General features: G+C 75.7%; 13 protein-coding genes. 8 read left to right on the top strand and 5 right to left on the bottom strand.

Features of this window, described 5'->3' with window-relative positions; all coding sequences use genetic code 11:
- Positions 1–50: 50 nt before the first annotated feature.
- Positions 51–986 carry an NAD(P)-dependent oxidoreductase gene (locus tag FGG90_RS13480; protein ID WP_237583417.1) on the bottom strand — a complete coding sequence of 312 codons (936 nt, stop codon included), beginning with the start codon at positions 984–986 and terminating at the stop codon, positions 51–53.
- A 101-nt stretch (positions 987–1,087) separates the two neighbouring features.
- Positions 1,088–1,555 (bottom strand): Asp23/Gls24 family envelope stress response protein, encoded by a 468-nt coding sequence (locus FGG90_RS13475; protein WP_094126503.1) that lies wholly within the window; start codon positions 1,553–1,555, stop codon positions 1,088–1,090.
- Between the two features lie 132 nt (positions 1,556–1,687).
- On the opposite strand from FGG90_RS13475, the gene FGG90_RS13470 reads away from it, so the two are divergent.
- From FGG90_RS13470 to FGG90_RS13445, 6 genes are all read left to right on the top strand, one after another.
- Positions 1,688–2,242 carry an RNA polymerase sigma factor gene (locus tag FGG90_RS13470; protein ID WP_094126504.1) on the top strand — a complete coding sequence of 185 codons (555 nt, stop codon included), beginning with the start codon at positions 1,688–1,690 and terminating at the stop codon, positions 2,240–2,242.
- Positions 2,239–3,051 (top strand): Asp23/Gls24 family envelope stress response protein, encoded by an 813-nt coding sequence (locus FGG90_RS13465; RefSeq protein WP_094131246.1) that lies wholly within the window; start codon positions 2,239–2,241, stop codon positions 3,049–3,051. The genes FGG90_RS13470 and FGG90_RS13465 overlap by 4 nt, the downstream gene beginning before the upstream one ends.
- Entirely contained in the window at positions 3,048–3,443 is a 396-nt protein-coding gene (locus tag FGG90_RS13460) for a hypothetical protein (RefSeq protein ID WP_094126505.1), read from the top strand. The genes FGG90_RS13465 and FGG90_RS13460 overlap by 4 nt, the downstream gene beginning before the upstream one ends.
- 148 nt (positions 3,444–3,591) lie before the next feature.
- Positions 3,592–4,428 carry an exodeoxyribonuclease III gene (locus tag FGG90_RS13455; protein WP_094126506.1) on the top strand — a complete coding sequence of 279 codons (837 nt, stop codon included), beginning with the start codon at positions 3,592–3,594 and terminating at the stop codon, positions 4,426–4,428.
- A gap of 134 nt (positions 4,429–4,562) precedes the next feature.
- A complete protein-coding gene (locus FGG90_RS13450) occupies positions 4,563–5,177 on the top strand; it encodes a hypothetical protein (RefSeq protein ID WP_094126507.1) in 615 nt (204 codons plus the stop codon).
- Positions 5,178–5,320: 143 nt separating this feature from the next.
- Positions 5,321–6,208: a response regulator transcription factor gene (locus tag FGG90_RS13445; protein WP_094126508.1), complete on the top strand. Its 888-nt coding sequence runs from the start codon at positions 5,321–5,323 to the stop codon at positions 6,206–6,208.
- A gap of 258 nt (positions 6,209–6,466) precedes the next feature.
- Here the strand turns inward: FGG90_RS13445 and FGG90_RS13440 are convergent, their stop codons facing one another.
- Positions 6,467–6,976: an Hpt domain-containing protein gene (locus FGG90_RS13440; RefSeq protein WP_237583415.1), complete on the bottom strand. Its 510-nt coding sequence runs from the start codon at positions 6,974–6,976 to the stop codon at positions 6,467–6,469.
- 522 nt (positions 6,977–7,498) lie between these two features.
- A complete protein-coding gene (locus FGG90_RS13435) occupies positions 7,499–9,127 on the bottom strand; it encodes a sensor histidine kinase (protein WP_237583413.1) in 1,629 nt (542 codons plus the stop codon).
- A 199-nt stretch (positions 9,128–9,326) separates the two neighbouring features.
- On the opposite strand from FGG90_RS13435, the gene FGG90_RS13430 reads away from it, so the two are divergent.
- Positions 9,327–9,935 (top strand): MOSC domain-containing protein, encoded by a 609-nt coding sequence (locus tag FGG90_RS13430; protein ID WP_094126510.1) that lies wholly within the window; start codon positions 9,327–9,329, stop codon positions 9,933–9,935.
- A gap of 45 nt (positions 9,936–9,980) precedes the next feature.
- Here the strand turns inward: FGG90_RS13430 and FGG90_RS13425 are convergent, their stop codons facing one another.
- On the bottom strand, positions 9,981–10,889 hold the full coding sequence (locus FGG90_RS13425; protein ID WP_094126511.1) for an SDR family oxidoreductase: 909 nt from the start codon (positions 10,887–10,889) through the stop codon (positions 9,981–9,983).
- A 111-nt stretch (positions 10,890–11,000) separates the two neighbouring features.
- On the opposite strand from FGG90_RS13425, the gene FGG90_RS13420 reads away from it, so the two are divergent.
- Positions 11,001–11,438, top strand: coding sequence for an ASCH domain-containing protein (locus FGG90_RS13420; RefSeq protein WP_094126512.1), 438 nt, complete (start codon positions 11,001–11,003; stop codon positions 11,436–11,438).
- The last annotated feature ends 2 nt before the right edge of the window (positions 11,439–11,440 follow it).

Raw genomic sequence — 11,440 nt, 5'->3', positions numbered from 1 at the left:
GCGGGGCACCGCGCCGCCCGGAGCGACGGGCGGGCGCGACGCCGACCGGATCAGGCGTCGGACGCGGCCGGCAGGCCGAACACCGTGCCCACCGCGGCCACGTCGTCGCCACCGTGACCCGCGGCGGACGCCTCCGCGTACGTCTCGCGGAGCGCCTCGAGCATCGCGGTGTCGAAGTCGTGCGCGTCGGCGCCGTCGAGCGCGGCGAGCATGAGCGTCACGTCCTTGAGCAGGCCGTCGAGCGCGAACGAGGGCGCGAGCTCGCCGGCGAGCATCGACCCGCCCTTGAGGTGCGCGTACGGGGTGTCGGCGGCGCCGCCCGCGATCGCGTCGAGGAAGAGGCGCGGCTCGACGCCGAGCAGCCGGGCGAGTCCGAGCGACTGGCCGGTCGCGGCCGTGATGGACGCGATCCACGCGTTGCAGGCGAGCTTGAGCGCGGATCCGGGACCGGCGGCGTCGCCGGCCACGACGGTGCGCGAGCCGGTCGCCTCGAGCACGGGGCGCGCGACGGCGAGGTCGTCGGCGGATCCGGAGACGAGGTGCACGAGGAGGCCCTGCTCGGCGGGGCCGCGCGTGCCGAGCACGGGCGCGTCCACGAACCGGATGCCGTGCTCGGCGGCGAGCGCGGCGATCCGCCGGGTGCCCTCGACGCCCACGGTGGACGACTGGAGCACGACGGCGTCGGGGCGGAGCGCGGGCGCGACGTCGGCGAGGACCTCGAGCACGGCATCCTGGTCGAACAGCATGACGACCACGACGTCGGCGTCGCGCACGGCGTCCGCGGCCGTCGCCGCGACGGTCGCGCCGTCGTCCGCGAGGGGCGCGGCGCGCTCCGCGCTGCGGTTCCAGACGGTGAGCGGGAGGCCCGCGCGGAGGATCGAGCGGCTCATGCCGGACCCCATCACGCCGGTGCCGAGCAGCGCCACGCGGGGCGGCCCGTCGGATGCGGGGGCGGAGGCGGGCGCGGCAGCGGTGTCGTCGGTCATCCCCCGACGGTACGCCCGCCGGATCCGAGACCATCGGGACGCCCGCGCGACGACGGGCCGCCGATCGCCAGGATCGACGGCCCGTCGGCGGTGCGGATGGATCAGACCGCGGGCGCCTCGGCGTCGTCGTCGGACCCCTCGCCCGGCAGCACGATGTCGGCGATCGTCACGTCGACCCGCGTGACCGACCGGCCGACGAGCTCGGTGACGGCGTCCGTGATGGCGGCGCGCACGTCGGCGGCCACGTCCTGGAGCGGCACGCCGTACTCGGCGACGAGCGTCACCTGGAAGGAGACGCCCGCCTCCTCGGCCTCGACCGAGATGCCCTGCGTGAGGTCCGTCTGGCCGATGCGGTCGCGGAGCTGGCCGATGACGCGGGCCGCACCGCCGCCGAGCGCGTGGACGCCGGGGATGTCGCGGACGGCGAGGCCCGCGACCTTCGCGACGACGCCGTCGGTGACGACGGTGTCGCCCTCGGCGAGCGCCCCGGGCGCGACGGCGCCGGCGGATGCGGGCGCCACGCGCGTGACGTCGGCCGGGGTGGGGGTGCTGGGGTTCGTGTCGCTCATGGGATTCCTCGCCGTCGGGGCCCGTCGGACGGGCGTCTGCTGTGGTACTCATGGAGCAGACGGGGCTCGTCCCCGGTTCGTCACGGACCGGATCCGGATCCGCTCGTCTCCCAGCGCACACGGAGGTACGGCATGGCCCTCTCCTCCTCCCTGCAGGACGCGGGCGACGGCATCCTCGCCGAGCGCGCGGCCGACGGCGACGCCCGGGCCTTCGAGGTGCTGGTCCGCCGGCACGCCTCCTACATGCGGGCCTTCGCGATCCGGCTCACGGGATCCCGCGCCGACGCCGACGACGCCGTGCAGGAGGCGCTCATCACCGCGTGGGACCGGCTGCCGACGCTCGAGAAGCCGCACCGCGTGAAGAGCTGGCTGCTGCAGATCGTCAGCCGCAAGTCCATCGACCGGATCCGCGCCCGCCGCCCCGTCGACGACATCGACGACCACGAGATAGCCGACCGCCTCACCTCGCCGGAGCGCGACGCCGAGACGTCGTCGCAGATGCGCGCGCTCGCGGTCGTCCTCGACGCCCTGCCGCGCGAGCAGCGCGAGGTGTGGATGCTGCGCGAGGTGGGAGGCTTCTCCTACGAGGAGATCGCCGAGAGGCTGGGCGCGACGCCCTCGACCATCCGCGGCCGGCTGTCCCGGGCGCGCACCACGGTGATGACGAGCATGGAGGCGTGGCGATGAGCGGCATCGGACCGGGGGATCCCGGGGAGCGCCTGCCCGTGGGGCCCGCCGAGCCCGTGCAGCCGGGGGTGCCCGCGGGCCCCGCGCAGGCCGTGCAGCCCGTGCAGCCGGGCGTCCCCGCGGATCCGGCCGCGCCCGTGGTGCCGCCGGCCGACGCCGCGCCCGTGGTCCCGCCGGCCGACGCCGCGCCCGTGGTCCCTCCGGCCGACGCCGCTCCGGCTCCCGCGCCGGACGCCGACGGCGACCCCGTCGACATGGTCGCCCTCGCCGACTACCTCGACCGCGGGCGCACCCCGCGCATCGCCGCCTACGAGGACGACCCCGACACCCGCAACGCGCTCCGCGCCCTCGAGCACATGCGCGACCTCGGCCGCGAGCTCGTGGAGGCCGAGGCCGAGGAGGCCGACGCCCCGGGCGACGACTTCTTCCGCGGCGTGCTCGCGCACATCAGCCGCGAGTCGCGGGCCGGGCGCGACATCCCGCTCTCGCATCCGGACCCGGGCGTCCGCCTCGCGCTCACCGAGGGCGCCGTGCGCACCCTCGTGCGGCAGGCGGGCGACGAGGTGCCGGGCGTGCTCATCGGCCGGTGCACCCTCGACGGCGACGTGACGCGGGCGGGCGAGCCGGTCCGGGTCGCGCTCACCATGAGCGTCGTGTGGGGCGATCCGCTGCCCGAGCTGGCGCAGCGCGTGCGGGAGCGGGTCCACGCGGCCCTGCTCCGGCACACCGAGCTGCGCGTCGAGGCCATCGACGTGACCGTGGTGGACGTGCAGGCGCGACCGGCGCCCGAGGAGGAGGCAGGACGATGACCCTCGACGACGACGCGTCGCCGGCGCGGGCCCCCGTGCCGATCCCGCTCCCCGACCCCGCCGACCTGTCCCGCGACCTCACCGCCGTGCTCCGCGGCGTCCCGGGCGTGGCCGACGTCTTCGCGCCGCGCTCGCCCGTGCTGCTCGTCGCCCAGCAGGTCGTGGAGGGCGTCGTCGCCGGATCCTCGACCGCGGCCGAGCAGCTCGTCACCGTCGAGACGGGCGAGGGCACCGTGCTCGTGCAGGCGTCCATCGCGGTGGATGCGGCAGGCCGCGCGAGCGACACCGCGCGCGCCGCCGTCGACGCGATCCGCGCGCGCCTCGCCGAGGCCGTCGGCCCGGACGCCGCGGCGCTCGCGACCGTCACGGTGCGCGTCGGCAGCATCGGCTGATCCGCCCCTCCCGCACCGCACGGCACCGCACGGCACGGCACGGCACGGCACGGCACGGCACGGGCGACCGGGCACGCGCACGCGCACGCGACCGGGCACGCGCACCCGCGCGGCCGGGCCGGTCCCCCGCTCCCGGTACCGTGGACGCATGCGCGTCGCCACCTGGAACGTCAACTCCATCCGCACCCGCGTGGGCCGCGTCGTCGACTGGCTCGTGCGCGAGGACGTCGACGTGCTGGCCATGCAGGAGATCAAGTGCAGGCCCGAGCAGTTCCCGATGGCGGCGTTCGAGGAGGCCGGCTACGAGGTCGCCGTGCACGGGCTCAGCCAGTGGAACGGCGTCGCGATCGCGAGCCGCCTGCCGCTCGAGGACGTCGTGACGACCTTCGAGGGGATGCCGCGCTTCGGCAAGCCCGACGCCTCCGGCCAGCCGCCGCTCGAGGCGCGCGCGATGGGCGCGACCGTCGCGGGCGTCCGCCTCTGGAGCCTCTACGTGCCCAACGGCCGCGGGCTCGACGACCCGCACTACTCCTACAAGCTCGAGTGGCTCGAGGCGCTGGCCGCCGACACGCGGGCCTGGCTCGCCGCGGATCCGGAGACGCCGCTCGCGCTCATGGGCGACTGGAACGTGGCGCCGCTCGACACCGACGTGTGGGATCCGGCGCTCTTCGAGGGCAAGACCCACACCTCGGAGCCCGAGCGGGCCGCGTTCGCCGCGTTCCTCGAGGCCGGCCTCGCCGACGTCGTGCGGCCGTCGATCCCCGAGGGCTACACGTACTGGGACTACCAGCAGCTGCGGTTCCCGCGGAACGAGGGCATGCGGATCGACTTCATCCTCGGCAGCGCGCGGTTCGCGGAGCTCGTGGACGCGCCGCGCATCCACCGCGACGAGCGCAAGGGTGACGGCCCGAGCGACCACGTGCCGGTGGCCGTCGACCTCGATGTGGAGACCGAGCTCGACGACGACCGGCCGATGATCTTCTGATCGCTCCGCGGCCCCGCGGCCCCGCGGGCCGCTGCCGCCCGCCCGCGCCTCTCGCCCGCGCCCGCGCCCGCGCGCCGATGGCCGCTCCCGCCGCCGATTCCGGCCCCGCGGCACGTGCCCCGTAGTCTCGTGGCGTGACCCCCGACGACGACGCGACCCCCGAGCGCGGCCGCCGCGCCGACCGCGGACGCCGCTCCGCCGGCCCGCCCGCCCGCACCCGACGCCTGCCGCAGGTGCCGAGGATCACGCTGTCGGCCGTCCCGCGCCGGGCGTCCCCGGACGCCGACGCGACCGAGGTCATCCGCCGCCCGTCGGAGCGGGACGTCGCGCGCGACGCCGCCCGCGACCGCCGCGACGAGGACCTGCCCGGCCCCGACTGGCTGCCGCGCTGGATCCGCCGGGTCGACCGCCGCGTCCTCGTCACCACCGCGGTCGGCATGCTCGTGGCCGCCCTGGTCGGCGGCGCCGTCGCGGCCTTCGGCCTCGGCCTCATCTTCGTCACCGACGCCTGCGACGTCGACTCCTACGTCTGCGACGACACCCTCTTCACGCTCGGCTACGCGCTCGCCGTCGCCGGCCCGCTGCTCCTCACGGGCGTCGCGCTCCTCGTGGCCCTCGTCGGCATGATCCGCGGGCGCACCCGGCCCTGGCTCGTGCTCCTGATCGGGGTGGCCGCGTCGCTCGCGGCGTACGTCCTCGGGGCGGTGCTCGTGCTCGTGGCCGTGCCCGGATCCTCGCCGATCACCTGACCGGGGAGCCGCCCCTACCCCACCCGGCCGGGCGCTCCGGCGGCGCGGGCGCGGCCCCGCCGTTCCGCTAGCGTGGGAGGCCGGACGCGGGTGACGCGGATCCGGGGGGTCGGCCGCACCACGCGGCATGCGAGGGGGCGTAAGTGGACAGCGGACGAGTGGCTCTGGTCATCGAGGACGACGGCGACATCCGCCAGCTGCTCGAGGTGGTCCTGCGCCAGGGCGGCTTCGAGGTGCACTCCGCCGGGACCGCGTCCGAGGGCGTCCGCCTGGCCGAGGAGGTCGCGCCCGACGTCATCACGCTCGACGTGGGCCTGCCCGACTTCGACGGCTTCGAGGCCGCGCGCCGGATCCGCCTCGTGAGCGACGCGTACATCGTCATGCTCACGGCGCAGGGCGAGGAGGTCGACACCCTCCTCGGCCTCGAGGCCGGCGCCGACGACTACATCGTGAAGCCCTTCCGCCCGCGCGAGCTCCGCGCCCGCATCTCCGCCATGATGCGCCGCCCGCGCGGCGGCGACTCCCCCGCGGCTCCGGCGACGCCCGCGGCCGGCGCTCCCGACGCGTCCGCCGCCGCGCCGTCCGCCTCCCCGGACGACGCGGACCCCGCGGACGAGGCCGTCCAGCCCGCCGCGTTCGCCACCACCATGACGGTCTCGCCCGCGCTCCCCACCGAGTCGGCGCCCGACGACGACGCGGACGCCGACGTCCTCCGCCACAACGGCCTCGTGCTCGACGAGGGCACCCGCCACGTCACGGTCGACGGCGAGCCCGTCGACCTCACCCGCACGGAGTTCGACCTCCTCGCCTCGATCCTCGCGAGCGGCGGCCGGGTGCGCACCAAGGGCGACCTCGTGCGCGACATCCGCAGCGGCTCGTACGCCGTCTCCTCCTCCACCGAGCCGGAGGAGCGCGCCGTCGAGGTGCACCTCGGCAACCTCCGCCGGAAGCTGCACGACGACCCGCGCCAGGCGCGGTGGATCCAGACGGTGCGCGGCGTCGGCTACCGGCTCGCGCCGCCGCGGGACTGACCCGGCGCGACCGACCGGCACGACCGGACCCCGGGGCGCGACCGGATCCCGGGAGCGGACGCGGGCCGTCGTCCGGAGGCGCGCGCGGGCGCGCGAGGCCGCCGCGGAGCCGGTGGGCTCCGCGGCGGCTGCGCCGTGGATCGGGGTCCCCTCGGGTGGGATCCCGGTCCCGTCATCCGATCCGGCCTGTCGCGGGAGCCGGTCGGGCGTGCGCGTCGACCGTCGGGTCGGCCGTGCGCACGGGTCTCGTGGGGCGGCCTAGTCGGGCGCGGCGCCGGCCTCGGCGCGGATCCAGGATCGCATCGCGTCCATGCTCCGCTCCCCCGTCTCGCCGATGCCGGCCAGGAGGAACCGCGCCGCCTCGCCGTGCCCGCCGCGGATGGCCGACTCGAGCTGGGCGGCCGCCGCGCTGAGGCGGAGCGCGCCGACCATCGCGGCCGACGACTTGACGCTGAGGCACGCGTCGAGGGCCGCGTCGCGGTCGCCCGCCGTCACGGCCGCTGCGAGGCGCTCCCAGCGGCTCGGCCAGAGGTCGACGTAGAAGCGCAGGAAGGCGATGCAGGCGTGCTGCGCATCCGGGAGGACGTGCGGCTCGGCCGCCTGCAGGGCGCGAGCGGAGGGGGCGCCGACCGGGCGGGGGGTCCCGGCCGGCGCCTGCCCGCGTCCCGGTGCGGGGGCACCACGGGACGCGAGGCGGTCGTCCGGATGGGGGGATCCGGACGACGGGGTCCCGCGACGCGGCTCGGGGTGGCCGCGCTGCGGGGTCACGTCTCCTGGTGCGGGAACGCCGGGAGACGGAGCGGGGGTGTCCGTCGCGGGGACGACGGACAGTCGGGCGGGGCCGGGCGCGTCCGACAGCTCGGCCAGCAGCTGCTCCAGGACGCGGACGTCGAGGAGCGGGGGGAGCTGCGGGGCACGAGCGGCATGGGCGTTCACGCCCGGCCGCCGACGAGCGGAGCGGAGGGACCGGCCAGGCCGACGGCGGGTACCGTCGACGCATCCGCGGACCCGGTACGGCACCCGGTGCGCGCGGCTCGGGTGCCGCTCGCGGGGTGGTCGTGGCAGGTCATCCGGTCCTTCGATCGCTCGTGTCGGACGAGCCGCAGGCCCGCCGTGGATGGAGCCTGACAGCGCCGCATGCCGGTTGGACTCAAGTTGTGGACAAGATCCGCTCAAGTCGGCCCGCGCATGGCAGGGGCCGGCCGCGCCGGGACGCGGGGACGCGCGGAAACCGGGACGCCTGCCCGCCGGGCCGCTCAGGGACGCCGGGACGCCGGCCCGCCGGGCCGCTCAGGCGCGCGGGGCCGCCGGCCGGACGCGGAGCGGGATCCGCACGCGCATGGTGGTGCCGACGCCCACGGCGCTCTCCACCTCGATCCGCCCGTCGTGCGCGTCGACGATGGAGCGCGTGATGCTGAGGCCGAGCCCGACGCCCGCGACCGTGCTGGCGCGCGCCGAGCTGGTGCGGAAGAAGCGCGTGAAGAGCTGCGCCGTGTCGTCCTCCGACATGCCGACGCCGTCGTCGCGCACGCAGAGGTGCAGCTGGTCGCCCTCCACGCTGACCTCGGTCGTGACCGTGCCGCCCTCCGGCGTGTACTTCACGGCGTTGCTGAGGAGGTTGTCGAGCACCTGGCCGATGCGCACGGCGTCCACCTCGGCGACGAGCTCCTCGTACTCGGGCTCCACCAGCTCGACGCCGCTGGAGCGCGCGTGCGGCCGGATCACGTCGAGCGCGTTCTCCACGATCTCGCCGACGTCGACGAGGTTGCGGTTCACCGCGAGCCGGTGCTGGGCCGCCGTGAGGAGGTCGCCGATGAGGCCGAGGAGGCGCTGCGCGTTGCGCTCCACGATGGCGAGGCGGGCCGCCGTGATCCGGTCGTCGAGGTCGTCCTCGACGAGGTCGTCGGCGATGAGCTCGACGTAGCCGAGGATCGAGGTCAGCGGCGTCTTCAGCTCGTGCGAGACGCTCGCCACGAACTCCTCGCGCTCCGTGACGGCGAGCGCGAGCGCCGTGACGTCGGTGCTCACGAGGACCGTGCCGAGGGAGCGCCCGTCCGCGTCGACGAGCGGCGCCGCGGACGCGAGCACGGCCTTCTGCGCGGCGCCGTCGCCGATCCAGTAGACCTGCCGCGCCACCGCCTCGCCCGCGCGGGCCCGCGCGATCATCCGCCGCTCGGGCGGCACGACGGTGGTGCGGTCCTCCTCGTAGACGAGGCCGCCGGTGCTCGGGTCGTCGGGATCGACGGGGTCCGCGAGCGCCATCAGCTCCACCGCCGCCCGGTTCCGCAGCATGATCCGCCCGGCCGGGTCGAGCACCACGACCGTGTCGTCGATGGCGTCGAGCACGCCGTCGATGATCGTGTTGCGCTCCTGCAGGTCGTCGAACGTGGAGCTCAGCGCGCGCTGCATCTCCTCGAGCCGCGCGTGCTGCCGGAACAGCTGCTGCGCGAGGAGGTTCACGGCGACCGCGACCAGCAGCATCACGACGGGCAGCACGACGAGGTGCGACCACTCGGTGGTGTCCGACGGCGGGGTCCCGGAGCGGATGAACGGCAGCACGAGCACCGCGGCCGTACCGATGGCGCCGAGCCAGAGCACGTGCAGGGCGAAGGCGTAGGCGAGCCAGACGACGGGGAAGACGAGGAGGAACGACGTCGAGGGGACCTGGGCGCGGATCGCGTCGTTGCAGAGGGCGAGCGCGGCGAAGTCGAGCATCGGCAGGAGCGCGATCCAGTCGCTGTCGATGCGGTCCCACGGCACGACGGCGGCGGCCATCGTGACGATCGCGGCGATCACGGCCCCCACCACGAACCCGGGGTCGGACACCGAGGCGAGGTCGCCCACGCCCGCGACGATCCCGACGACCGCGAGGCTCAGGATGAAGGGCAGCTGCGCGTGCAGCGGCTTCGAGAGCGTCATGCTGCGGAGGGCGGCGGGGACCAGGGCGGCGCGATCGCCCCGTGCGGTCGACCCGCGTCGTACGGCGGAGGGGGCATGCTCGCTCACGTGACCCCCCGGTTGCGGTCATCCCCGTGCCGCTCGTCGATCCTAACCGTCGGTGGAAGATCTGCCCCGGACACCTGTACCCCGTGATAAGGGGTGCCCGTAGGGTCGACGGATGACCGACCTGCCGTACGAGCACCGCGTGGAGATCGCGCACCTCGTGGCGTCCCCCGTGCACCGGCTCGAGGGGCGGCCGGCGGACGGTCCGCGGGACGAGCCGGGAGAGCCCCCGTCGCGCCGCAGCGTGCGGATCCGGGCCGGCCTCGGAATCGTAGGCGACCGCTACTTCGGCCAGCGCGCGCACCGCACAGCCGCGGTCACGGTCATGTCCGTGGAGGCGGTGGAGCGCGTGGCGGAGGAGCTCGGGGTCGACGCGGGGCTCGATCCGGTCGAGACGCGGCGCAACGTGCTGCTGCGCGGCGCGCCCGTCGACGCGCTCCGCGGGATGCGCTTCAGCCTCGACTCGGGCGACGGCCCCGTGGAGTTCCAGGGGAACCGGCCGGCGAACCCGTGCGCGTGGATGGACGTGATGCTCGCGCCGGGCGCCTTCCGGGCGCTGCGCGGCCGCGGCGGGGTGCGCTGCGAGCCGCTCGGCGACGGGATCCTCACGGTCGGACCCGCGATCCTCCGCACGGAGCGGCCGCTCGCGGGCGCACCCGGCGAGCCGGCTCCGCGCGGGGCGACGCGCGGGGACGCGACGCGCGACGGGGCGCGCCTGTTCTGACCCGCCCCGCTGCGCGCGCCCCGCGCCCGCGCCCGCGGATCCGCCCTAGTGGACGGGCGTGCCGCCCGTCACCGCGATGGTCTCGCCGCTCGTGAAGCTCGACTCCTGGCTGGCGAGGAACACGTACGTCGCCGCGATCTCCGCCGGCTGGCCGGGGCGGCCGTAGACCGACTGGGATCCGAACTCCTCCACGTCCGACGCCGACTGGCCGACGGGCTGCAGCACGGTCCAGAACGGGCCGGGCGCGACCGAGTTGACGCGGATCCCCTTCGGCGCGAGCTGCTGGGCGAGCCCCTGCGTGAAGTTCCGGATCGCGCCCTTGGAGACGGCGTAGTCGATCTTGTCGGGGCTCGGCTGGTACGCCTGCGAGGAGCTCGTCGTGATGATGCTGCCGCCCTTGGGCAGGTGCGGGATCACGGCCTTGCTCAGCCAGAACAGCGAGTAGACGTTGGTCTTCATCGTGCGGTCGAGCTGCTCGGAGTCGAGGTCGAGGATGTCGTCCTCGTTGCGCTGGTAGCCGGCCACCATCACGAGGCAGTCCAGGCCGCCGAGCGCCGCGACGGACGCCTGCACGATGTCCTGGCACGCGGTCTCGTCCGAGATGTCGCCGGGCACGAGCGCGGCGGTGCGCCCGTCGGCCTCGATGGTGGACGCGGTGTCGCGCGCGTCCTCGAGCTCCTCGTCGAGGAAGTTGAGCGCGATGTCCGCGCCCTCGCGGGCGAACGCGATGGCGACGGCCTTGCCGATTCCGGAGTCGGCGCCCGTGATGAGGACCTTACGGCCCTTCAGGCGGCCGAAGCCGACGTAGCTGTCCTGGCCGTGGTCGGGCGTCGGCTCGAACTTCAGCTCGTCGCCGGGGCCCGTCTGCTCCTGCTGGGGGAACGGCGGGGACGGGTACTGCGCGATCGGGTCCTGGATCTCGTACTGGTTGCCGCCGTTGCGGATCTCGCTCATGGGATGCGCCTTCCTTCGGGGGTCGTGGGGTCCCCTCCAGCCTGGCCCGGCGGGCGCGCGGCGTCCGGGGCGGCGGAGGGGGTTGACGGCGCGCGCTCCTACGATCGGTCCATGACGACGACGCCCGAGCCCGACCTCCCGATCGTCGAGTTCGCGTTCCCGGGGCCGCTGCGCGACCAGCTCGTGGCGGCGATCGCCACGGGCGAGAAGACCTCGACGAGCTCGCTGCTGATCCAGTACGCGGTCGACGGCGAGGAGCTGCCGGTCGTCGGATCCCGCGGCACCGTGATCGACTCCGCCGGGCGGCCGGTGCTCGTCATCGAGACGACGGCCGTGGAGATCCGCCGGCTGGCCGACGTGCCGCTCGCGCACGCGGTGGACGAGGGCGAGGGCTTCGCCACGGTCGCCGAGTGGCGCGCCGGGCACGAGGGGTTCTGGACGTCCGCCGAGGTCCTGGCCGAGCTGCCGGCCGGGTTCCGCCTCGACGACGACGCCGAGGTCGTGATGGAGCGCTTCCGCGTGGTGGGCGCGGCGGACCGACCCGCCTAGGG

The organism is Clavibacter michiganensis subsp. tessellarius (assembly GCF_021922985.1).
In the GTDB taxonomy this organism is placed as follows: Bacteria; Actinomycetota; Actinomycetes; order Actinomycetales; family Microbacteriaceae; genus Clavibacter; species Clavibacter tessellarius.
Note: the sequence above shows the minus strand (reverse complement) of the source record. Positions and strands in the feature narration are given on the sequence as shown.